The 22,682-nt window shown below is 64.0% G+C and carries 21 protein-coding genes and 3 pseudogenes; 10 read left to right on the top strand and 14 right to left on the bottom strand.

The annotated features are described in order from the left end of the window. Positions 1-31: 31 nt before the first annotated feature. From BM372_RS04410 to BM372_RS04400, 3 genes are read left to right on the top strand one after another with little or no spacing between them, the layout of a single operon-like run. Positions 32-1,426, top strand: a complete 1,395-nt coding sequence (locus BM372_RS04410; protein WP_218160841.1) for an FAD-dependent oxidoreductase — start codon at positions 32-34, stop codon at positions 1,424-1,426. Continuing rightward, positions 1,423-2,910, top strand: coding sequence for an FAD-dependent oxidoreductase (locus tag BM372_RS04405; protein WP_090952340.1), 1,488 nt, complete (start codon positions 1,423-1,425; stop codon positions 2,908-2,910). Before BM372_RS04410 ends, BM372_RS04405 begins: the two co-directional genes overlap by 4 nt. Continuing rightward, positions 2,907-4,460, top strand: coding sequence for an FAD-dependent oxidoreductase (locus tag BM372_RS04400; protein WP_090952337.1), 1,554 nt, complete (start codon positions 2,907-2,909; stop codon positions 4,458-4,460). Before BM372_RS04405 ends, BM372_RS04400 begins: the two co-directional genes overlap by 4 nt. A 228-nt stretch (positions 4,461-4,688) precedes the next feature. On the opposite strand, the gene BM372_RS04395 is transcribed toward BM372_RS04400, so the two are convergent. Beyond that, positions 4,689-4,985: a rhodanese-like domain-containing protein gene (locus BM372_RS04395; protein ID WP_371261702.1), complete on the bottom strand. Its 297-nt coding sequence runs from the start codon at positions 4,983-4,985 to the stop codon at positions 4,689-4,691. Positions 4,986-5,261: 276 nt separating this feature from the next. On the opposite strand from BM372_RS04395, the pseudogene BM372_RS04390 reads away from it, so the two are divergent. Then, positions 5,262-5,547 (top strand): annotated as a pseudogene (locus tag BM372_RS04390) (SDR family oxidoreductase); the annotation flags it as partial. A 197-nt stretch (positions 5,548-5,744) separates the two neighbouring features. Here the strand turns inward: BM372_RS04390 and BM372_RS04385 are convergent. The 6 genes from BM372_RS04385 to BM372_RS04360 all read right to left on the bottom strand — a co-directional run bounded on the left by BM372_RS04385 (position 5,745) and on the right by BM372_RS04360 (position 12,210). Beyond that, a complete protein-coding gene (locus tag BM372_RS04385) occupies positions 5,745-6,581 on the bottom strand; it encodes a carbohydrate ABC transporter permease (RefSeq protein WP_090952331.1) in 837 nt (278 codons plus the stop codon). Further along, a complete protein-coding gene (locus BM372_RS04380) occupies positions 6,575-7,546 on the bottom strand; it encodes a carbohydrate ABC transporter permease (protein ID WP_090952329.1) in 972 nt (323 codons plus the stop codon). The genes BM372_RS04385 and BM372_RS04380 overlap by 7 nt, the downstream gene beginning before the upstream one ends. A gap of 11 nt (positions 7,547-7,557) precedes the next feature. Beyond that, complete coding sequence (locus BM372_RS04375; RefSeq protein WP_256214025.1) at positions 7,558-8,859, bottom strand: ABC transporter substrate-binding protein; 1,302 nt, start codon at positions 8,857-8,859, stop codon at positions 7,558-7,560. Between the two features lie 208 nt (positions 8,860-9,067). Next, positions 9,068-10,174 carry a LacI family DNA-binding transcriptional regulator gene (locus BM372_RS04370; protein WP_090952323.1) on the bottom strand — a complete coding sequence of 369 codons (1,107 nt, stop codon included), beginning with the start codon at positions 10,172-10,174 and terminating at the stop codon, positions 9,068-9,070. 62 nt (positions 10,175-10,236) lie between these two features. Next, positions 10,237-11,115 carry a PfkB family carbohydrate kinase gene (locus BM372_RS04365; RefSeq protein WP_090952320.1) on the bottom strand — a complete coding sequence of 293 codons (879 nt, stop codon included), beginning with the start codon at positions 11,113-11,115 and terminating at the stop codon, positions 10,237-10,239. Positions 11,116-11,208: 93 nt separating this feature from the next. After that, the gene (locus BM372_RS04360) at positions 11,209-12,210 is read right to left on the bottom strand and encodes an SIS domain-containing protein (protein ID WP_090952318.1); all 1,002 of its coding nucleotides are present in this window, start codon (positions 12,208-12,210) and stop codon (positions 11,209-11,211) included. A 245-nt stretch (positions 12,211-12,455) separates the two neighbouring features. On the opposite strand from BM372_RS04360, the pseudogene BM372_RS20965 reads away from it, so the two are divergent. From BM372_RS20965 to BM372_RS20960, 3 genes and pseudogenes are all read left to right on the top strand, one after another. Beyond that, positions 12,456-12,542, top strand: a pseudogene (locus tag BM372_RS20965) (short-chain dehydrogenase); the annotation flags it as partial. Between the two features lie 583 nt (positions 12,543-13,125). After that, positions 13,126-14,103 (top strand): hypothetical protein, encoded by a 978-nt coding sequence (locus BM372_RS04355; RefSeq protein WP_143111425.1) that lies wholly within the window; start codon positions 13,126-13,128, stop codon positions 14,101-14,103. A gap of 164 nt (positions 14,104-14,267) precedes the next feature. After that, positions 14,268-14,393 carry a hypothetical protein gene (locus tag BM372_RS20960; RefSeq protein ID WP_256214024.1) on the top strand — a complete coding sequence of 42 codons (126 nt, stop codon included), beginning with the start codon at positions 14,268-14,270 and terminating at the stop codon, positions 14,391-14,393. A gap of 105 nt (positions 14,394-14,498) precedes the next feature. Here BM372_RS20960 and BM372_RS04350 read toward each other — a convergent pair whose 3' ends face one another. From BM372_RS04350 to BM372_RS04340, 3 genes are all read right to left on the bottom strand, one after another. Further along, the gene (locus tag BM372_RS04350) at positions 14,499-14,816 is read right to left on the bottom strand and encodes a hypothetical protein (protein ID WP_090952313.1); all 318 of its coding nucleotides are present in this window, start codon (positions 14,814-14,816) and stop codon (positions 14,499-14,501) included. A gap of 63 nt (positions 14,817-14,879) precedes the next feature. Continuing rightward, positions 14,880-15,164 (bottom strand): hypothetical protein, encoded by a 285-nt coding sequence (locus BM372_RS04345; protein ID WP_090952310.1) that lies wholly within the window; start codon positions 15,162-15,164, stop codon positions 14,880-14,882. Between the two features lie 189 nt (positions 15,165-15,353). Then, the gene (locus tag BM372_RS04340) at positions 15,354-15,803 is read right to left on the bottom strand and encodes a rhodanese-like domain-containing protein (RefSeq protein ID WP_090952306.1); all 450 of its coding nucleotides are present in this window, start codon (positions 15,801-15,803) and stop codon (positions 15,354-15,356) included. Between the two features lie 122 nt (positions 15,804-15,925). Here BM372_RS04340 and BM372_RS04335 point away from each other — a divergent pair, with 122 nt between their 5' ends. After that, entirely contained in the window at positions 15,926-16,105 is a 180-nt protein-coding gene (locus BM372_RS04335; protein ID WP_371261696.1) for a hypothetical protein, read from the top strand. 168 nt (positions 16,106-16,273) lie between these two features. Here BM372_RS04335 and BM372_RS04330 read toward each other — a convergent pair whose 3' ends face one another. From BM372_RS04330 to BM372_RS04320, 3 genes are read right to left on the bottom strand one after another with little or no spacing between them, the layout of a single operon-like run. Next, a complete protein-coding gene (locus BM372_RS04330) occupies positions 16,274-17,389 on the bottom strand; it encodes an alcohol dehydrogenase catalytic domain-containing protein (protein ID WP_090952302.1) in 1,116 nt (371 codons plus the stop codon). A gap of 48 nt (positions 17,390-17,437) precedes the next feature. After that, positions 17,438-18,919, bottom strand: coding sequence for a purine-cytosine permease family protein (locus BM372_RS04325; RefSeq protein WP_090952299.1), 1,482 nt, complete (start codon positions 18,917-18,919; stop codon positions 17,438-17,440). A gap of 15 nt (positions 18,920-18,934) precedes the next feature. Continuing rightward, the gene (locus tag BM372_RS04320; RefSeq protein WP_090952296.1) at positions 18,935-19,333 is read right to left on the bottom strand and encodes a nuclear transport factor 2 family protein; all 399 of its coding nucleotides are present in this window, start codon (positions 19,331-19,333) and stop codon (positions 18,935-18,937) included. Positions 19,334-19,688: 355 nt separating this feature from the next. Between BM372_RS04320 and BM372_RS04315 the strand changes: the two are divergent. After that, positions 19,689-19,943, top strand: a pseudogene (locus BM372_RS04315) (LLM class flavin-dependent oxidoreductase); the annotation flags it as partial. A 1,295-nt stretch (positions 19,944-21,238) separates the two neighbouring features. Next, the gene (locus BM372_RS04305; protein ID WP_256214058.1) at positions 21,239-22,018 is read left to right on the top strand and encodes an LLM class flavin-dependent oxidoreductase; all 780 of its coding nucleotides are present in this window, start codon (positions 21,239-21,241) and stop codon (positions 22,016-22,018) included. Positions 22,019-22,085: 67 nt separating this feature from the next. Here BM372_RS04305 and BM372_RS04300 read toward each other — a convergent pair whose 3' ends face one another. Continuing rightward, positions 22,086-22,670: a DoxX family protein gene (locus BM372_RS04300; protein WP_090952291.1), complete on the bottom strand. Its 585-nt coding sequence runs from the start codon at positions 22,668-22,670 to the stop codon at positions 22,086-22,088. Positions 22,671-22,682 lie beyond the last annotated feature (12 nt).

Raw genomic sequence — 22,682 nt, 5'->3', positions numbered from 1 at the left:
AATGACAGAAACCCCTGAAAGGGACAGCACCATGACCATCCCCCAATACGACTACGATGTAGTGGTCCTCGGATCCGGCATCGCGGGACAGTCGGCGGCCACCAGCGCGGCACAAGCCGGCCTCAAGGTGGCGCTCCTGGAAAAGACCGGCAAACTCGGCGGCTCCTCGGCCATGAGCGGCGGATTCTTCGCTTTCTCCGGAACTGAAGAACAGGCGGCCGAAGGAGTGGAGGACTCCGCAGAACTGTTCCTGCAGGACATGCTCTCCACCGGCGGCGGCGTCAACGACCGTGCACTGCTGGACACGTACCTGGAACGCCAGGTCGAGACCTACCACTGGCTCAAGGACCACGGCGCGCACTTCCGGGCCCTGGAAATTAGCTCCGGACAGTCCGCGCCACGCAGCCACAACACTGTCATCACGGAACTGCTCGCCAATCTGCACCGGACCTTCACCGAAAACGGCGGCGAAACCCTGCTGGGACACCGCGCGGTCCGGCTCGTGCGCAGCACCGACGCCGCGGTGACCGGCGTCGTCGTCGAGTCCGGCGGCGCCGAATCCCTGTTCAACGCACGGGCCGGCGTGATCCTGGCGACCGGCGGCTTCAGCCGCAGCACCGAGCTGCTGCGGACCTTTGCCCCGGAACAGCTCGCGGCCATCCCGTACGGCGGGGTGGGCAACACCGGTGATGGTCTGAAAATGGCCTGGAAACTGGGCGCAGGCGTGGCGGACATGTCCTATATCACCGCCACCTACGGCTCCCACCCGGAAACCGGCGAGGATTTCCACGAACTGCTCACCGCGTATTACATGGGCGCGATCATCGTGAACAAGGAAGGCCGGCGCTTCGTGGACGAGTCCAAGTCCTACAAGACCTTGGGCCGCGAGGTCCTCAAGCAGCCCGAAGGACTGGGATTCGAGATTTTCGATGCCAAGGTCCGGGCGAAATCGCACCCCGGCATCCCGCTGAACGACATCGGCATGATCGAGGACCTCGGCCACCTCTTCAAGGCGGACAGCCTGGCGGAACTGGCCGAGGCCGCCGGCATCGACGCCGACGCCCTGGCGGCGACCGTGACCCGCTACAACGCCTCATTGGCCGGCCGCGATAGCGACGAAGTGGGCCGCACTAACCTGTGCAACGGCGTCGGCGAACTCCTGCCGCTGGACCAGCGACCGTTCTACGCCTACCCGGCCAAGGCCCTGATGACCACCACCTACTGTGGCCTGACCATCAATCCCCACGCGGAGGTGGTGGACGTCGACGGCGAAGTGATCCGCGGCCTGTACGCGATCGGCGAGCTCACCGGCGGATTCCACGGCGCCGCCTATATGACCGGCACCTCGCTGGGCAAAGGCGCCGTCTTCGGCCGCATCGCCGCCGAGCACGCCGCCGCCAAGCTGGCACCGAGCGTGGCGCAATGAGCACGGCCACCAAGCAGCAGGACAGTGTTCCGGCACCGCACCATGGCCTGGGCGGGCTGCATGGAGTCGACGAGTTCCGTCGGGTGGACGTGGTGGTGGTCGGATCCGGCGTCAGCGGTTCGGCCGCGGCCATGACCGCCGCCCGACGGGGAGCCAAGGTGGCGCTCCTAGAGAAGCAGGCGGCGTTCGGCGGTTCGGCCGCGTTGTCGGCGGGCATGTTCTGGACGGCGCCCAGCGTGGACGCCTACCGGAGGCGGATTCCGCTGGGAAACGTGGAGCTCGGCAGCCGCCTGGTGGGCGACTATGCGGAAGCGCTCGCGGAGCTGCGGGCCGCCGGCGTTTGGGTTGCCGAGGAGCCGAAGCGGGACGTCATGACCTTCGGCATCGGCTACTCCACCGACATCCACGGCATCCTGGCCTGGTGCCGCGACCAGGTGCTCGCGGCCGGGGGAGAGACCACAGCGGGAGCCGTCGTCACGGAACTCACGCGGAACGGCGGCACCGTTACCGGGGTCCTGGTGCGCACCGCGGACGGCCGCCGCGTCCGCTACGAGGCCGGCGCCGTCGTGCTGGCCAGCGGCGGGTTCCAGGGCGATCGCGCCGAACTGACGCGGTCCATCGGCCCCAACGCGGACCGTCTGGTGCTGCGCTCCAACCCCGGCAGCGTCGGCGACGGGCTGCGCCTCGCGCGCGAGGCAGGAAGCGGGGGGACGACGGCGATGAGTACCTTCTACGGGCACCTGCTGCCGTATCCGGTCCGCAATTTCGAGACCGCACATTACTTGCCCTATTCGCAGTACTACTCAGGCTCAACGGTGCTGGTGAACCTGCAGGGCAGACGCTTTGCGGACGAGACCGACGGTGACGAACTGCTCAACCAGGCCGTCACCTTCCAGCCGCAAGCGCGCGGAATCCTCATCTTCGACGAGTTCGTGCGGAGCACGGAGGTGCTTGAGGAACCGTTCCCGGGCCTGGGCAGCATCGACCGCCTCGGCATAGCGATCGAAGCCGGCGGGCAGCACGCCGTCGCGAAGACCCTGCCGGAATTGGTGGACATGGTCGCTGGCTGGGGCGTGGACCGCGGTCAGCTCGCGCACACCCTGGACCGCTACGCGGAACTTGCGGGCCACGGCGGCGGCACCGCCGATGGCGTCCCGGTCTCCGCCTCCGCGCGGGCGCCGCAAGATGGCCCCTTCTACGCGCTCATGGTCCAGCCGTCCATCACCTTCACCTTCGGCGGGATCCGCACCAATGCGCGCGGCGAGGCTCTGGACGACGACGGCGTGGCGGTGCCCGGGCTGTTCGCCGCGGGCGCCGATATTGGCGGGCTGTCTAACTACGGCTACGCCGGCGGCCTGGCCCCCGGATACATCACCGGCCGCTGGGCCGGGACCTCGGCGGCCGATCGGGCGGCCGCATTCGTACGGAACGAAAGCGGCGTCGTCGTCGCCTACCAGCCCGGTAGTGAAAGGAATGCACAGTGAGTTCAACAGCGGTGAGTTCAACAGCAGACGTCCTGGTGATCGGCGGCGGAGGGTCCGGCATGAGTGCCGCGATCTCGGCGGCCACCAGCGGTGCCACGGTAATTGTGCTGGAAAAGTGCCCGAACGTGGGCGGCAGCACGGCGATGTCCGTGGGCTCCTTCACCGCCGCCAACACGGCCTACCAGTACCGCGCCGGGGTCAATGACAGCATCGAGCTGTTCGTCGAGGACATGAAGGTGGCCAACGGCGAGTTCGAGCAGCGCGAAAACAAGGAACTGCGCCGGATCCTCGCCGAGAACGCGGGCCCCACGGTGGAGTGGCTCGGCAGCATCGGCGTGCAGTTCCTCGGCCCCACCCCCGAACCGCCCTATGAGAAGCCGCGCATGCACAACGTCCTGCCGAACTCCGGAGCCTATGCCGAGGCGCTGCTGCGCGAGTGCAGGAAGCGCGGCGTCGTCATCCACACCTCCATGCGCGTGGAGGAGCTGCTGCGAAATGCCGAGGGCGAGATCATCGGCGCGCGGGCCAACGGCAGGGAGTACTTCGGCCGCCGGGGCGTCATCCTGGCCACCGGTGACTACTCGGCGTCCACTGAAATGAAGGCCAAGTACGTGGGGGAGGCTGCGGCCAAGATCCCGGCGGTCAACCCCAACAACACCGGCGACGGTTTCAAGCTGGGAACCGAGGCCGGCGGGGTCATGATCCAGATGGACCGCCTGTATGAGGGGCTTCGCTTTGCCCCCTCCATCCGGGTGGACCCGATCAAGATGCTGCCGTCCCATCCCCTCATTTCCAAGGCCATGCGCCTGGTGGTCGAGCGACTGCCGCGGAAAATCCTGGCCTACGTCATCCGCGGCGCATTGACCAGCTGGGTTGGCCCCAACAACACCATGTACCGTGCCGGGGCAATCCTGGTGGGCCACGGCGGCAAGCGCATCGCCAACGAGGACTCGGACAAGGCCATGGCGCGGGCCACCGCTGCCGATGGCAAAAACACCGCCTACATGATCTTCGACGAACGGGTGGCCACGAAGTTCTCGGCCTGGCCCAACCCGGTCTCCACGTTCCCCGGCGTGGCCTACGCCTACGTTGACGACTACAAACGGTACCGTCCGGACGTCTACCACCGGGCCGGCACCATCGAGGAACTGGCCGCGAGCACCGGCCTCGATCCCGCGATGCTGACGGCGAGCGTTGAGGAATGGAATGCAAAAGTCGCGGCCGGCAAGGACGGCGACTTCGACCGCCAGCACCTTGGACAGGGCGTAACCGAGGGGCCGTTCTACGCACTCGGCCCGATGAACGCCTACATCACCCTGGCCGATGGCGGACTGGCCGTCGATACCGAACTCCGGGTGACCACGGCCGAAGGCGAAGCCATTCCCGGCTTGTGGGCCGCCGGGTCAACCGGACAGGGCGGCCTCCAACTGCTCAACCACGGGCTGCACATCGGCTGGGCCATGGTTTCCGGACGCATCGCCGGACGCAACGTCGCCCAGGCCCCGAGCCGACCTGACCTGAGAGTCACCGCGGGGCTCGCCGTGGGGTGAGTGCAGCCTGGGATCTAATCGGTCGGTGTCACCAGTGGATTCGCTGGTGGGGTGACGTCCACCGCGGCGGGGCGAGGGAACCTACTTCTCGTCGGCGTTGATGCCCGCGTGCGCGCTGAAGCGCACCTGCAACGCCAATCTTCGTGTATCCGAGCCCTCGGTAACACGCAGGTCGATGGTGTCATCGTGGATTTCGTATCATTGATGACGCTAGCGCAGGCAGGTTATTTAGTCGGACGGCTTTTGCAGTGCTGCCCAGGCTTGGAAACCGCCGATAAGGTCGGTCGCGCGGGTCAGCCCCAGCCGTTGCAGGGTGTGTGCAGCGAGGCTGGAGCTGTAGCCCTCATTGCAGACGACCACGATCTGCCGAGCGGGGTCGTCAGCGACCGGGAGCCGGTGGGGGCTGGAAGGATCGAGCCGCCACTCGAGAACGTTTCGGTCAATGACGACGGCTCCCGGAAGATCACCGTCGCGGTCTCGCTGATCGACCGGGCGTGTGTCGACAACAAGGGCGCCCGCTGCCATCTCCCGCTCAAGCTCCGAAGCGTGAACACGCTGGAGCCCGATGCGGCTCTCAAGTAGTAACTGGTTGATCGTAAGAGTCCCGGGGGAATCGCACGGATCTAAACTGCCTTGGCAGGCCGCGACGCCGTCGCCGGAGATGGGACACTGCTTCACCGTTTTCCTCGCTTTGCCTGCTGATCGGTAGGTGGTTCCACCATGAGGCGAAATGATGGGCTATTTTGGTCGTCATTTCAAGGGTAGGGAGGGAGTCAGATCAACGGGAGATGCGATTTAGACTCCAAGCACGCCGTCGTCGGCCTGACCAAAAACTCGGCCGTGATGTACGGGCCGAAGGGCCTGCGCTTCGACGCCGTGGCCCCCGGCCCCATCATCGCCAACATCGTGGCCACCCGGGGATCCCACAGCTCGCGGCCGAACGCCTCGGCCCGCTGATGCAGGCCACCGTCCCCACACCCGCCACCGCGGCGCAGCTCGCCGCTCCATCACCTTCCTGCTCAGCGACGACGGCACCAACGTCAACGGCGCCATCCTCGCCTCCGACGGCGGCTGGTCGGCACTGTAGGGGATCGGACCAAACGCAAGCGGACGACGGCGGGAGGCCCCGCCGTCGTCCGCCGGGCGGAAACCTACGGACGGGTTCCGCAATTTAGACGATCCATGGTGCGACAGGAGGAGCGCCTCATCGTCCGAAGGGTTACACGTGCTCTGTTAGCGGCAGGCCAGGTACGTTATTCGGACAGGGGCTGGTGCTGGGCACGGTTACTTCCCGACACCGTCGGCCAGACCGCGGATGAAGTACCGCTGGCCGGCAAAGAAGATCACAATGACCGGAAGCGCAGCGATCGCCATGCCCGCGAAGACCACGGGATAATCCGTGCCGTGTTTGGACATGAGATTGGTGAGCCCTACGGGCAGGGTCTGCAGGGCACCGCCACTTGTGAAGATCATCGCGAAAAGGTATTCGTTCCAGGTGAAGAGAATATTCAGCAGAACCGTGGAAACAATGATCGGGCGGCACATCGGCAGGATGATCTGCCAGAAGGCCCGCGATTTCGAGGCTCCGTCCACCGCGGCTGCTTCATCCACTTCAGCGGGCAGGTCCATCATGTAGGCCCGGATCAGGAAAGTTGTAAAAGGAACACGGAACGCGGTGTAAAGGATCAGGAGCGCCCAAAAGCTGTTGTAGAGGCCCATCGTCTGGAACATCTTCACCAGCGGAATGAGGGCCACGGTGGGCGCAAGCATCAGTCCGCCCAGGATAAGGATCAGCACGGTGCGGCTGAAGGGGATGTTGACCTTCGTTAATCCGTAGGCCGCCCAGGCGCTGATGAACACCGTGGCGACAGTGGACGTTACGGTGACTAGAACGCTCGTCGTGAGATAGTCCCCCACTCCGCGGTTCCAGGCGGTGGCGTAGTTTTCCCAGCGCCAGGCGACCGGGAATGCGAACGGGTTGGCGAACAGTTCCGCGTTGGACTTCACCCCGTTCAGCAGCATCCACAGCAACGGATAGATGACGACTACGGCGAGGGCCAACAGGAAGGCCCGGACGAACACCCGGCCAACAACGACGAGTACGGACGTGCGCGTTACCACTGGACTCTCCTGTGCTTGGATAACCGGAGCTGAAGCACTGCGAGCACCAGTGTGATGATGAAAACGGCGGTGGCAATGGCGGCTGCGTAGCCGAAATCGTTGCGGACAAAACCGCTTCGGTAGAGCCAGGTACCCAGGACCTGGCTGGAATTGTTCGGACCGCCGGTCGTCATCACCATGACTTCGTTGAACACTTGGAATGCCCCTGACACCGTGACGATCATCATGAGGCTGCTCATTTCCCTTACCAGCGGCAGGGAAATGGAAAAGAACCGCCGAAAAGGGCCGACGCCGTCGATCGAGGCTGCCTCGTACAGTTCGCTGGGGATCCGCTGCAAAGCGACGGCAAACAGCAATGTGCAGTAGCCAAAACCCTGCCACTGGCTCATGGCGACTATGCCGAAGATCGCGGTGTTTTCCTGGCCCAGCCACGCCTGGGTGATGTTGCCCAGGCCCACGAACTCGAGTGCCGCATTCAGGATGCCCATTCGCGGCTCGTAGATGAAGTAGAACAGAAGGCCCGCGACGGTGAGCGATATCGCGGAAGGGACGAAGTAGATGGCACGCAGGATCCCGCGCCACCGTTCGCTGCGCAGCCCTTCGACCATCGCGGCGAGGATGAGGGCTCCGAACACCTGGAACACGATTGAGATTCCGGCGTACAGGGTGTTGTTGAGCAGTGACCTCCAAAAAATGGGGTCATTGAACATCTTGATGTAGTTGTCTGCACCCACAAAGGTCTGCCGTCCGCTGTAGATGTCCCACTTGAGCATGCTGAAACCGAGGTTCTGCATGAGAGGCAGGTAGGCGAAGATGCACAACAGCGAGGCGGCGGGAAGCACCCAGACAAGGTTGCGCCAACGACGCGACGACGCCTTTTTCGTGGGTTCTTGCGCCGGGCGGCCGGCGGACTTAGGCACCGAGTGCGGGACTGCCGGTCTCCGTGCGGTATTGGAAATCGTCATGGCGTTGCCCGCTATCTGGCTGCGCTGGAGGCGGAACGGACCGAGGCGAGAACCTGTTCGGGGCTTTGTGTTCCGGCGATCAGGGCTTCTCCGCCGGCCAGCCAGGCGTCTGCGACCTCGGGAACCGTCACCGAGTCCAGCCAGATGATGGCGTTCGACGCCTCGTTCACCTGGTTGATGCCCTCGATCACGGGGCTTGTGGAGTTCTGTTCTGAGACGGCGCCCTTGACTGCGCTGGGCTGGCCGTACGGCGGGGCCGAGAGCTTCGCGGCATTGAGGGTGCTGGTGGCGAACTTCATGAAGTCTGCAGCGAGGGCGGCGTTCCTGGACTTGGCATTGATGATGTAGCCCTCGGGAGAACCTTCAATGGCTTTGGTGTCGCCCTTCGCGTCCGAGGCGGCGGGGAGTTTGAATATTCCGAGACCGTCCTTCCTCAACGGGGATTTGTCCGATGACGTGGTGTCGAACTCGAGGATCTCCTGGTAGTACATTCCGGCCTTGCCTTGGGCCAGGGCCTGCTGAGCGGTGGTGTACAGGACACCGTTGGAATCCTTGCCGCTGCCGGTGCAGGCGTTGACCAGGGCGGTGAATTGCTTCATCGCTTTGAGGTAGCCCGCGTCCTCCAATTTCGCCGTTCCCGGGTTGAAGTCGGCCTCCAACACCTGGGCCGGCACTTCGTAGGCGAACAGTTGCTGAAGGTAATGCAGTGCCGGCCAGCCGTCCTTGTTTCCAAACGCGATGGGCTCGTAGCCGGCGGCCTTGAGGACGGAGCAGGAGGACATGAGTTCCTCGAAGGTCGTCGGCGGCGTGAGGCCCAGTTCTTTGAAGATCCTTTGGTTGTAACCCATGAATTTGCCGTTGTTGTACAGCGGGACGGCAAAGTATTTACCGTCTTTTTCGAAGGCCTTGAGTGCCGATTCCCCGAAGTTGTTCCCCCACTCGGTGCCGGGTGCTATGGCGGGGGTGAGATCGGCAGCAAGCCCGCCGTCGATGAAGTTGTTGGCCCAGTTGCCCGCCCAGGTGAAGTAGATGTCCGGCAGGGCCTGTGACGCGGTGAGAGTCTTGGTTTTGTCCTTGATGCTCTGGTCTGTCTCCTGAATGAGCTCGAAGGACACGTCCGGGTGAAGCTTCTTGTACCCGGCGGCCAGATCCTCGAAGTACGGCTCGAGGGGATCGCCGCCAAACTTGGTCAGGATGCTCAGGGTGCCCGAATACTCCGGGGCCTTGGCGAGGTCGAGGGGAGCGGCGGTCTGGCTCCCGCCGTCCGCGCAACCGGCAAGCGCCAGGGCGGCCCCTGCCAATATTGCCGTCATCAATTGGGTGCTTTTGCGCATCATTTTCTACTTTCGCTCAGGGGCCGATGAGCCGAGGCTTCACGATTTGGAGTGGCGCGCCGATCCTCCGTTGGATAGGCCGCCAGCCTCCGCTGCCGAAGATGTTGAGATTAGTGATACCGGTACCACAGTGAATCATGGTTTGGTGTGATGGGGAAGGGTTCAAACAGGAATTACCAGGGAATTTCTATTTGCCGCGTATGCCCGGCACTGGCCCGTCCGATGAGCGTGCGATCAGGGTAGAGGGCAGGACATGCTTCGACGGGGCAGAGGTATCGCCGTCGATGCGGGCGATGAGTTGGCGGGCAGCGACCGTTCCCAGCTCCCGCATGGGCTGCTGGATCATGGTCAGCGGGGGTTCCATGACGGCAGCCCACGGGCTGTCGTCGAAGCCAATGAGCGAGATATCCTTCAGCAGCCGCAGGTTTCGAGCCCGCAACGCATGAAGGGCGCCCACGGTGGCCTCCGTCTCGGTGGTGAAGATCGCGGTGGGCGGATCCGCGAGTGCCAGCATGCCGCTGACAGCCCGGGTAGCTTGTCCTTCGTTTTTCAGGACGTGGGTCACCAGGGCGGTGTCGAAAGGTATCCCGGCTTCGTCCAGGGCATCGAGGTAGCCGCGCAGGCGTTCCCCGTCGCTCCAGAGGGCCTCATCGAGGATGCGGTGCATCTGCTCCAGGTCCGTTGCCGGGCTGAGGGTCACCGGTCCCCAGGCAAAGGCGATTCTCCGGTGGCCGTTCCGGATCAGGGAACCGACGGCGGATCGGGCCGCTTCACGGTTGTCGATCACCACCGAATCGGTGTCCAGGCTGTCCACCAGGCGGTCGATCAGTACTACCGGAATCCCACGCTCCATGGCGTTGGCAAGGTGCGAGACGTCGTCGCCCCGACCCGCGGCCGAAGCCACCACCAGGCCGTCAACCTGTTTGGCCAGCAGGACCCCGATGGCGTCCCGCTCCAGCTCCAGTTTCTCGTCGGTGCTCAGGATGATGGCATCGTAGCCGGCCAGCTTGGCTGTGTCCGAAATGCCTTTGAGGACGCCGGAGAAGAACGGGTTGGCGACGTCCGCCAGGACGATTCCGAGGGTCTTGGTGATGCCCGTCGTCATGCTCCGCGCCAAGGTGTTGGGTTGGTAGCCCAACCGCTCCGCGGCGCGCATCACCTTGGCGCGGGTGGCATCACTGACTGAGCCGTAGTTTCCCAGGGTGCGGGCGACCGTGGCCCTGCCGACTCCGGCAGCAGCGGCAACTTCTGTGATGGTCGGAGCAGCCGCATGGTGCTGATGGTCCGACGACATCCGGGTCCCTTCGTTTCATGGAATCCGCGGCTGCGGTTCCGGCTCATTGGTTTATTCCTGCATCAGATCCTAGTTGGTGCAGCGACCGGGATTCCGTATCCGAAGGCGCCCTCCACATAGCACTGCTCTGCGGCAGTGACGGCTGCGAAGGCCAGCGCCTCCCGCAGATTGCCGCTGGATGGCCGGAAGTGCCGCGTCCAGCCGGCGTTGAGAAGGCTCACGACGAGCCCGGCCAAGAAGGCATCACCGCATCCCATCGTGTCGGCGAACCGCCGTGCGTCTACGGCGGCGGCCCCTTGGGAAAGGAAGTTGTTGCCGTCGAACAGCAAGGCCCCGGCCGCCCCCCTCGTCCCGACGGCCAAGGAGGCGCCTGCTGCAACTACCCGCCGCAGGTCCCTTTCGGCAGCATCCAGGGGCTGACCCCCGAGGGAGAGCAGGGCAAGGTCGACGAACGGCGCCGTTCGCTGCAAATAGTCGTCGGTACGCCGTTCCGGTTCGGAGGAGTAGTCAAAGCTGACCAGGGTGCCGACCGTCCGGACCGCCGGAAGCTGCGGTTCGGACGCGGAATAGACGCTTGAGTGCACCAGGTCTGCCGTCGCCAGATAGTCGAGGTGTTCCCGCTCCAGCACGAATGGCTGACTCATGGTGACGCCTCCCTCGTTCCAGCCCAGAAATATCCGGTCGCCGTCAACGACCTTGATTTCGGTGACGCCGTTGGGGCCTTCACGGATAACACAGCGGCTGACGTCTACCCCCTCGTCCTGTAAGGCGGCACGGACAAAGTCACCCAGCGGATCGGAACCGAAGACGCCAAGGTAGGCGGATTCGACGCCGCGGCGGCGCGCCATGACTGCAAAGTTGACGCAGTTGCCACCGGGGTAGATCATTTTGCGGTCCAGAAAGCGGTCCACAATATTGTCCCCGAAGCCGATTACTTTCATGCTCTTCCTGTCTCGACGCTGCGGGCCCGGCGCGTCCGGGCCCGCAGTGCTGGTGGCCATGCCCCGGAGCCGGGGTGCGGCAAAGGGTCTCTGTCAGTATTCAACGACGCGGTAGTAGCGGCGCAGGTCCAGCGGGTGGTTTCGGACCCTCTCGAGGTGCTTGCTGATCCGGTCAACCACGGTGTCCATGACCAGGGGTGCCACCAGGCCACGGAACCGGGGGCTGATCCCGGCCAGTTCGTAATCCTTGGTGTCGAACAGGGTGGTGTTCTTGTTGTAGTTCTCAGCAAACTTGACCACGCGTTCCATGAGCGGCCGGCTTTCGTCCTCGCCGAGGAAAAGCATGAGGCTCGTATCTTCCTCGATGAGTTCCAGGGAGCCGTGGAAAAATTCGGCACCGTGGACGCGCGTCGTCCGGAGCCATTGCATCTCTTCGAGGATGCACATGGAGTAAAGGTAAGTGAAGCCCCAGAGGTTCCCGGCGCCGACGAGGAAATGGTAGTCGACGTCCTTGTTCCGTTCGGCAAAAGCCTCCGCGGCCGGCTCGGCCTGGCGGGCCACGTCAACGAGGGTTTCGGGGATGGTCTGCAACTCCGCCGCAAGCTCTTCATAGCCGTCAAACTCGCCGCGCGCGGCGAGCAGACGGGTGCTCAAGAGCAGCAGGGGGATATCGAACGGCCAGGTCTTGGGTTCGGTGACCATGACGGTGTCCAGTGCCTTGGCAAAGGGGCTGTCCGCGAATCCCGTGAAGCCTACCGTGTAGGCGCCTTTGGCCTTGGCGAAGTCAATGGCCTCGATGATGTCCTCCGTCGTTCCGGAAACGGAAGCGAAAACGGCGACGGTACCGGGTCCGAAAGCAGGGTCCGCCGTCAGCATGAGTTCCTTGCCGATGGCCGCGCGGACGGGCAGCGTGGAGCGCGAGCGGATGAAGTGCTCGTAGGGGAGCATGGCCGCATAGGTGCCACCGGCCCCGATCAGGAAGAGATTCTCGAAGCCCCGTTCCTGGACGGAGCCGACGAACTGTTCAATCTGTCCCTGCAGCGCCAGTGCGCTGCGGGTCTGGGCGAGGAATTCCTCTTCTTTGAAGCCAAGCACGAGCGGTCCTTTCGTCGGTGGGAGAGCCGGAACCGATACTTATTGATACCGGTATCACAACTGCTCACCATCGTTTCATGGGGAGGGGAGGGCGTCAAGAGGGCCTCAGTGGAATCGAGGGCCGTGTCTGCTTTCAAGCCGGCAGCAGCGACGCCGGCGGCATCTCGGGGGCCGCTCAGCGACGCGAATCGGGGAGCTCAGCATTTGTATGGAGGTTTCGCGGCAGGGGAGTGCCCGGAAGGTGTCGCGGGTGCGCCGCCGGCGCCGCCTACACCGCGTCCAAGCACGCCGTCGTCGGCCTGACCAAAAACTCGGCCGTGATGAACGGGCCCCAGGCCCCAGGCCGCCGGCGAGGCGTACGTGGCGCTGTATGCGGCGCAGTTCGCGCTCCGGTGGCGGAGGTCTAACGGCGCTGCTCCGTTGAGGGATCCGCGAGCAGGCGATCCATGGGGCAACAAGGGGCGGAGGGCGTTCGCGGGCGATGTTGGCCTTGCCCCGGGTCACCGGTTGCTGGAGGTCGGCGACACAACCCTTGTCCGCGGAGCAGGCGCGAAAATGGTGAACCGTGCTTCCCACGGAAGCGGGCACTTTGCCTTGGCGACCGCCATGCCCTCCCGGGTCCGTGCGGATCAGGTCGGCCTCGAATTCCGCGACGATGGCCCGGAAGTTGAAGAGGAGTCGGTCCGTGGCACAGGCACCGCGGGACCGGGCATGCACACCGTTGATAACGCCGTTGTAACGCTTGCAGGCCATGCTGATTCAAGAATCTTCGGTCTGCTGGCCGGCGGCGGACGTCGGCATGTTTGCCCCCGGCTACGGGTCCGGTCAGCGCAGCATTCCGGAAGCCGGCAGCGGCCGGAGGAGTGGGCGTCATCAGGCGTTCGGCAATTCCGTCAACACTGCAAGGAGGACAGCATGACGAACCCTGATCACACCAATTCTTCCCAGGAGGTTGGCGCAGTTAGCCATGAAGGGACTGAAAGTGGTCCGACGACCGCGGCGTTGACCACTGGACTGGTCTCGTACCGGCAGCCTGACGGGCTCATCCTGTCGACCGGCAACCTCTACTTCACCTCCCACGACGCTAATTTCGGCACCGTGTGGAGGATGGCTCAGAGCGCGGTCCCCGGGCAGGAGATCCTGCTTCACGCCGAGCTGGGCGCGAGGTTCGGCGACATCGTGTTCGCACAGGTGGGCGGCGCCTTCTTCGGCTATTTCTTCGCGACACATGGGGGCGCCACCGTCACGATCGAGCGCATCCCCCTGGCCGGAGGAGCCGCGACGGTTCTGGCCACGCTGACGAACATCGACGTCTTCAACAACCACCGCAACCTCGTTACCGACGGGGTCAACCTCTACTGGCAGGATGTCTCCTCGGTGCGTAAGATGCCGATCGGCGGTGGTGCCATCACCGTGCTGGACCCGAGCCAGCCAAACACGCCGACCGCCGGTGTGGCTTTGCAGGGCGCAAACCTGATCTATGCATCGGTGAATGACATCCGGTTCGTACCGACCGCCGGCACAGCCATCACCACTCCCTCGTTGCGAACCATCGTCACGGCGGCGAGCCGGGTGACGGCGCTGCATGTGGTGTCGAACGGCGTTTATTGGGGCGAGCAGGGCGGGGCAGTCAAGCTGAAGGTTGGTTCCACCATCACCACGCTCCCGTCCAGCGCCGGCCTTCCGCCCACCTCGATATCGAGCAACGGGTTTACCGCGGGCGGTGCGCAGGCGTGGAGCCAGTGCGGTTCATCGTCCTGTTTCCTCCATTTCGTCCTCCCCAGCGGGAACTTTTCGAGCGTCATCGGATCCGACGCTCTCGGGGTGTCCGTCACCTCCGCGGGCAACGTGTTCTGGGGTGACGCGGCCGGCGTGCACAGGCAGATCTTCTAGCTTGCTGCTGTTCTGTGGAAGCAATGACCAGGGTCACGCCGCCACTTGCTTCGTGGCCGACTTCTGGCGCGGGGTGCGGATACCGCGGTTCGGGCTGGTTAGCGGCCGTTGTAAGGCGCGGGGGCGAACCGGACGTTCGCGGCGATCATCGTCTGGTCGGGTTCGTGGGGCAGCGTGATCGGGTCGAGCCAGACCTCGTCTACAGTGCCGTACCCGGCTCAGCCGCCGAGGACGCCCTGCGCCTGCTCGACAGCTGGTCCGCGACCGTCGAACAAGTGGGGGGTGTCTGACAGACACTGCCAGGGCTTTTGCCGCCCCACGGGGCCCGCGGCGGAGCGCTGCCTGGGGTTTTCAACCGGATCATTTCAATGCCCAAGCGCTAGGAAGCCGCCCGGTCAGACATCCGTCCATCCTTCGCCCTCGTTGAAGACAGAGGTGAGCTTGCCACTGCCGGACTCCAGACGGCCCTCTTCGTCTTCGAACAACTTGGCCTCTTTGGCCTTGCTGTGACTGAGGACCAATTCGGCAGCGGTCTTGGCTCCGTCCAGGTCCGCTCCGGTCACGGAACTTCTGGCCGGAAGCTGGTTTACCCGAACTACAGGAGCATCTGTTTCGGTTAATGGAACCGTGTACCCGGATTCCTGGTCACTGACAGGGATCTCCGCTCCCTCTTGTCCTTCCGTGGGGACGCTGTATTCGATGTAGAAGGTCATTCCTCCACCCTTCCAGATCACGCGTGCTACGCCAAGGGCCGCGGTGAAGGGGCCGGTAGGAACCTATTCCGTATCTTCTGAGTCTTCCAGTAGTCCGCGCTGGGCGAGATCAGCTGCCTCGGAGGCTTCCGGCGGAAGCGGGTCAGTGGCCGGCGGAATGTCGCTCGGGGCGTAGTCGGTAAGACCCGAGGCAACACGTTCCTGCTCTGCGGCCTTCTCATAGACGTCGTCATCGATGTCCTCGGGCATTTTCCCGTGGCCGGTGCGGGTCGGCGTGGGTAGTGCGTCTTCCTCGGGGATGATGATTTCCCCGCCGCCGGTGTTCTGCTCATCACTGGGGGTAGACATGGGTCTCCTTCGGTTCGCTCGTTGTCCAAGCCTAGAGCCAGAAGCAATCCCTGTGAACATCATCGAAGGACCAAATGTAGAGGCAAGAGGACCTGCTCCGGACGGCGTTCACTAGCCCTCGGTAACACGCAGGTCGATGGTGTCATCCTGGATTTCGTATCATTGATGACGCTAGCGCAGGCAGGTTATTTAGTCGGACGGCTTGCGCAGTGCTGCCCAGGCTTGGAAACCGCCGATAAGGTCGGTCGCACGGGTCAGCCCCAGCCGTTGCAGGGTGTGTGCAGCGAGGCTGGAGCTGTAGCCCTCATTGCAGACGACCACGATCTGCCGAGCGGGGTCGTCAGCGATCGGGAGCCGGTGGGGGCTGGAAGGATCGAGCCGCCACTCGAGAACGTTTCGGTCAATGACGACGGCTCCCGGAAGATCACCGTCGCGGTCTCGCTGATCGACCGGGCGTGTGTCGACAACAAGGGCGCCCGCTGCCATCTCCCGCTCAAGCTCCGAAGCGTGAACACGCTGGAGCCCGATGCGGCTCTCAAGTAGTAACTGGTTGATCGTAAGAGTCCCGGGGGAATCGCACGGATCTAAACTGCGTTGGCAGGCCGCGACGCCGTCGCCGGAGATAGGACACTGCTTCACCGTTTTCCTCGCTTTGCGTGCTGATCGGTAGGTGGTTCCACCATGAGGCGAAATGATGGGCTATTTTGGTCGTCATTTCAAGGGTATGGAGGGAGTCAGATCAACGGGAGATCATCAACATCGTGGCCACCTGGGGGTCCCAGCTCGCCGCCGAACGCCTCGGCCCGCTGATGCAGGCCGCCGTCCCCACCCCCGCCACCGCCGCGCAGCTCGCCGCCTCCATCACCTTCCTGCTCAGCGACGACGGCACCAACATCAACGGCGCCATCCTCGCCTCCGACGGCGGCTGGTCCGCGCTGTAAAGCACCTCACCAAAATGCATGCGGACGCCGCGGGAAGTCCCGCCGTCGTCCGCTTGAGGTTTACGGTTCCTCGGTTCTGATCAGGCCCGAGTCAGGAGATGCTGCATCGTTCGCGGTTGCCACCCATACGAGATCGTGCGGTGATCCGGGAGAGAATTCGCTTCGTCATCAGGACGGGATGAGAATTGAGCGCAGACCCTTGCCTTGGCGCAGATCTTCCAGGGCCGCTGCGGCCTCGTCGAGGGGCCGGATCCGGCCGATGAGCCCATCCAACGGCAGCCGGCCGGCGAGGTAGAGGTTGGCGAGTTTGGGGATGTCGATTTTGGCAACGCTGGAGCCGTAGTTACAGCCCAGAATGCTTTTGCCCTGGTCTGCCAGATCGAACGGGTCGATGGATGCGCGGGATCCGGCGGCGGTCATGCCGACCAGAACTGCGGTGCCCCCGGCAGCCAGCATGGACGGCATGCTCTCAATGGTGGACACACGGCCGATGGCCTCGAAGGCGAAGTCGACCCCTCCGAAGTGTTCTTGCAGGTAGGAGGTCACATCAACCTGGTCGCCGCGGAGCGTGGAGGTGGCACCGAGGCTGGCCGCTTTGGCGAGCTTATCGGCGGAGAGGTCGACGGCGATGATGGGGTTGGCGCCAATGAGCTTCAGGCCCATGATGATGGACAACCCGACGCCGCCGCAGCCGATGACGACAGCTGAGGATCCGAGGGGCACCCTGGCCGTATTCACCACGGCCCCCACCCCTGTGGTGACGGAGCAGCCCAGGAGTGCTCCGACCTCGAAGGGCAGCTCTTGGGGGACGGCAATCGCTGCGGTTTCCGGGACGATGACGCTCTTGGTGAAGGTCCCCAGCCCCAGATACGGCCAGAGCCCGTGCCCTTCGGCGTCGGTATAGGCGGTCGACCCGTCGGGCAGGGTGTTCTCCAACGCCTTGGTCCCGGTACACAGCCAGGCCCGCCCGGCCGCGCAGTTGAGGCAGCGCCCGCATGGGGCGAACCAGGACAGCACGACATGGTCGCCCACGGCCAGCCCGTCCACTTCCGGTCCGGTGTCCGTGACCACTCCGGCAGCTTCGTGGCCCAGGACAAGTGGCTTGTTGGCGGGCCAGTCGCCGTTGACGATGTGCAGGTCGGAGTGGCAGACGCCGGTGGCCCGGACGTCGACCCTGATCTGGCCGCGCCCGGGCGGTGCTACGTGGATGGGCTCGACGCCCAGTCCGGCGTTGCTTCGGAAGATGACAGCGTCCGACGTAACGGGCGCAGAGGTGGTTGTCATGGTTCCAAGACTTCCTTCGTGTCTGTCAGGAGTGTGCTGTTGCCGTTACTAGTGCCCGATCGTCGCTGCTGCCGCTCCGTGGCCGAGTTGTTGCTCGCTGCGGGCCACGGCGGCGCGCTCGTCGGTCAGGTCCAGCGACCGGCTGAACAGGAAGTAGACCACCGAGGTGACTAGAAGTCCGACGAGCCAGGCGATGTCGACCCCGCCAAGGGCACCGGCGATTGGCCCGGTGTAACTCCAGGGACCGATCTGGGGCAGCACCATGAAGGGGATTTCGGCGAGGAGGCCGATGGCGAAGGCGAGCAGGCCACGCCAGGCCCAGACTCCGTAGATGCCTTTGGGGGTGAACAGGTCGGTGATGGCGTAGTGGCCCTTGCGGACCAGGAAGTAGTCGACCAGGTTCGTCGCCGTCCACGGCACCAGAACGTACAGCATCAAGGTCAGGGCGGAAAAGACTGTGGCGACGGCGCCGGAGGTGATCGTGCTGGCGATGAGGTACCACACCGCCGTCAGGATGAGAATGGTGATGATCCGGGCTTTGCGGGTCGGTTTGATGGGACGGATGGAATCGATTGTGGTCAGCACGGTGAGCATCCCGCCGTAGGCGTTCATCCCCATGGTGGCGGCCAGGGCAAGGGCCGAAAGCAGCGCGGTGGCGTCGCCGAGGTGGATGAAAACGGTGTTCCCGGCCAGCTGGAGCCCGGCGAGGCCGTCGGTGGCACCGAGCCGGATCGCCAGCCAGGCGCCGAGGATGATCAGCCAGATCGCAGAGGAGGATGCCCCGAAGAAGACAGCGGCGATGACGGACCGGCTTCTCGTCTTGGCCGGCAGGTAGCGGGAATAGTCGGAAACGTAAGGTGCGTACGTGATGTTGTATGCCGCCGCCGCGGCAAACTGCGCCATGAACGCACCCCAGTTGAAGCCATACACAGTGGTGCTTTCGGCTCCGCCGGCGTTGCCGGTGATGACTCCGATGGTCAGGATCAGCATGAGCGGCAGGGAGACGTAGAGCAGCACGCGGAAGGCCTTGTGGACCCAGTCGTGGCCGAAGATCGCCAGCGCTGCCGCACCGAGGGCCGCGACGACGGCGATGATGGCAGGGTTCCAGCCGAAGGCGCTGTTTAAGCCCTCGCTGAGGAGCACCGTGTCAACGACGTTGAAAGCCACATAGGTGAACAAAGTGGCAAACAAGGGAATCACCACGCCCCTATAACCGAACTGGGCCCGCGACTGGATCATTTGCGGAAGGCCCATGGTGGGTCCTTGGGAGGCGTGGAAGGCCATAAACACCGTTCCGACCGCGATGCCAAGGATGCTCGCGACGACCGTCCACCCCATGGAGAGGCCCATCGAGGGACCGATGAAACCGATGGGGATGGAGAAGTATTGGAAGTTGCCCAGAAACCACAGCGGCGTCTGGTGCCATAGCTTGCCGTGCCGTTCGTTGTCGGGAACCCAGTCGATCGATCGGATCTCGATCAAGGGTGCGCCAGGCCGTGCCTTGGGCCGGTCGGATGCTTCTGTCGTCATTGCTTGACTCCGTGGTCAGAAAGTATTGAGTGAGAGGTGCTCGTGCACGGCTAGGATCCCGTCGGAGCCGGCCCGGGTGAACACGATCGTTTCCCGTTCCTTGGTGGTTGCCTGCTGACCCTGCTCTTCGGTGGTGGTTGTCACGCTGTGGGAAAAAACCGCGGTTGGGCCATAGATTTGGATGGAGGGGTCGCTGCTGTGGCAGCCGATCACCTTCCATCCTTCGGACACCCAGATGCGCCACTGCCCTTCGTAGTCTTCCCGGCAGGTGAGCCGTTCAGGGGACCCATGGAAGATGAAGGTGGCCTGTGGATCAAAAGCGGCGAAATATGCGCCCTCATCCATGGCGGAATAGGCCGCTACGATCCGCTCCGCCGCAGAAGTGACTTCTTCCGGTGTTAATTGCAGGCTCAAAGTTCTCCACTTCCAGTCTGGAATGCCTTGCCGGCCGAACGACGATCGTCGGCTGGACCGGCGGGTTCTCTTAAGTGATCCAAATTACTTTGCTTAGTATGCAACCTGTGATGCCTGCAAGGCAACAGGCAAGAAATGTTGCTTTGGGTGTGACTTTCTTGTTCACCCGCGGGCTCCCGGAATCGATGGGCAGGGTCGGCGCGTGCGCGATCAAGGCCGCGATGGAGTCGTTCTTTTAAGGGAGGCGGCGGGCGGGCCGCATCTCCGGCCCTAGCGGGGGCGGCCCGGGCCGCGATGGGTGCGAGGCTGAGGCCCCGCTGGAATAAGAACCCCCGCCACCATGTTGGTTTGTGGTGTGAAAAACATCGGATTCCTGTCCTTCGGCCATTGGACCGACCACCCGGAGTCCGGCACGCGCAGCGCGTCGGACGCGCTGTTGCAGGCGATCGACCTCGCGGTCGCGGTCGCGGCCGAGGAGCTGGGGGCGAACGGCGCCTACTTCCGCGTGCACCACTTCGCGCAGCAATACGCCTCCCCGTTCCCGCTGCTCGCTGCGATCGGGGCACGGACAAGCCGCATCGAGATCGGTACCGGCGTGATCGACATGCGCTAGGGCAGTGGCCCAAGCCCGCGCCACCAGGGACGAGGTGCGCCGGCTTATCGGTGGAGCCGGACCTCGTCGGCAGCTCATTGACTTGGAAGCGCAGGCCGGGGCCTGATCAGGCGGCGAGGGCGTAAGAACCAGACCGATATCGGGTCCGAGCGGCATTGGCCTCGGCGCCGCGCCGTCCAAGTAAAAAGCACGAGCGCCCCGCCACCTCCCAAGGTGGCGGGGCGCTCGTGCTGAAGTTACGCTACGTTACTAAGCGGATCGGTATTTCCAAGGTGTATCAAATGCAGCGCTATTGGTGATCGATTCGACGCATGAATCGGTCGAAGGGTGTACCGGAGGCGTGCCTTCTCTGGGCGGCGCAGTCCGCGGCAAGTGGGCAAAGCGTTACTAAAATCAGTCCTGGATATCCTCGCGTCAACAACGCCGCTTCCATTCTCCGGACCACGAACTACCGGAATTGAGCCGAACCCGTAAGCTAACGTCATGACCACGTCGAGCTTTCTTGTCCAGGACCGATCTTGGCGAACAATAGTGATTCCCTGGGGCACGGACTTCAACTCACGCTTGCGAAGTGCCGTTGCGGACGCGCCCCCTGAAATAGCTAATCCGGCAATCCCTTCGGAACTTGATAGATACCGGATCACGAACGATAGTTCGCTTAGCCTCCTGGACTCGCGCCAAATCGGGCCGAACGGTCGGTTGCCCTTCCACATCTGCGCGGCGGCGTTCCATAGTTGGGCTCCCGCCGAGGAGAAACTCCGCAACTACCATCGGCAGTGGTCAACGCATCCCGAGGACACCTTGGAATATCGACTAGTCGATAATTACCTTTACGCTCTCATCTGCGTTTACCAATTCAATCTGGCGAACCTCTCTCTGGTTGACGAGTCGAGCGATTTCTCCATGCTCCAAGGTGCCAATTCGAGCGTTCAGAGGGTCCGTGACCTACTCCAGAAGGCGATCCCATTCGAGGCGTCCCTAATAGATGACCTTAACGGCTTTCCTTGCCCGACCGAGCAGGTTCGCAACGCCATCGCGCGCCCCACCGCCACCCTCGCCGCAAAGATATCAAAATCGCCCTTTGCTCGGCTGCATCAATCTGAATCTCCTCTGGATAGTTAAGTCCTATTCGGTTCAGTGCTCGTAGGCCATCAGGGAGCGTTTTCAAGGGGCGTGGGTTTCCGGTTGTGTACAGGGCGGTTCGGCGCACGAGCAGCCGGTCGGCCAAGCTCCAGAGCACGTAGGTGGGGCCGCTACAGTTGTCCAGTGAAACCCAGTGCACCAACCCCGACATGCACTACGAGAACCCGCTCTACATGGCGGAGGACGCCGGTGCGGCCGACCTGATCTCGGGCGGCCGGCTGCAGCTGGGCATCAGTAGGGGTTCACCCGAGCAGGTCATCGACGGGTGGCGTCACTTCGGCTTCGCCCCCGCCGAGGGCGAGTCGGAGGCCGACATGGGCCGCAGGCACACCGAGCGTCTGCTCGAGGTGCTCACTGGCGAGGGCTTCGCGGCGCCGAGCCCCCGCCCGATGTTCCCGAACCCTCCGGGCCTGTTGCGCGTGGAGCCGCACTCGGAGGGCCTGCGCGAGCGCATCTGGTGGGGTTCCGGCTCGAACGCCACGGCCATCTGGGCGGCGAAGCTCGGCATGAACCTGCAGAGCTCCACGCTCAAGGATGACGAGAGCGGCAAGCCCTTCCACGTCCAGCAGGCCGAGCAGATCGAGCTCTACCGGCAGGCCTGGAAGGAGGCGGGGCACGAGCGGGAGCCGCGCGTCTCGGTCAGCCGCAGCATCTTCGCACTGACGGACGAGCGTGACTGGCAATACCTCGGCCGCGACCGCTACAGCTCTGACCAGGTGGGCAACATCGACGAGAAAACGCGCGCGATCTTTGGCCGTTCCTACGCGGGTGCGCCGGACGAGCTGGCCGCGAAGCTGGCCGAGGACGAGGCGATCGCCACGGCAGACACCCTACTGCTCACGGTCCCGAACCAGCTCGGTGTCGACTACAACGCCCACGTCATCGAGTCGATCCTGAAGTATGTGGCGCCGCAGCTCGGCTGGCGCTGACCCCGCGCGGCAGATTCCCCCTAGGACACTGCTGAATCAGTGGCGTGGTTGGCCACTGCATGGGTGCCTAAGGCGTGTCGGGATGGGCTGAGCCTTCTTCCACCGGGGTTCCGGAATCCGGCGCCACCGTGTCGTTGGCCAGGGCTGTACGCCGGCGGTAGATCTGGATCCCGATGGCTGCCGGTATCACGGCTAAGGCAGCCGCCCGCATCCAGGGCCGGTCCAGGATATGACCGGTGAGCGAGTCAAGGGAGAAGGGTCCGGGCCCTCCGATACTGAACGATGCTGCCGCCAGGCCCAGCACTGCGGGGTACTCAAGGCCGCCCTCTGTGGCGAAGAAGCCGTTAGGGGCATGGACGCTAGCCGCGACGCCCATCGTGGTGGCAGCGGCGGCGCCCGCGGCCGGAGTGGCCAGTCCCAGAGCCAGGGCAACTCCGGCTCCTGCTTCACCCACGCCTGCGAGGATGGCACTGGGTTTTGCTGGGCGAAAGCCCATAGCGTGCATGCCCTTGCTGGTGCCTTCGATTCCTCCTCCGCCGAACCACCCGAAGAGTTTCTGGGATCCGTGAGCGATGAGCACGCCTCCGAGGGCGACCCGGAACAGGGTCTGTGCGGCGGCGGCAGCCTCAGGGCTGGTCGTTGCATGGCCCATAGGGATCCTCCT

The organism is Arthrobacter sp. ov118 (assembly GCF_900116495.1).
Lineage (GTDB): Bacteria > Actinomycetota > Actinomycetes > Actinomycetales > Micrococcaceae > Arthrobacter.
The sequence above is the reverse complement of the archived record's forward strand: the minus strand, read 5'-3'. Positions and strand labels throughout refer to the sequence as shown.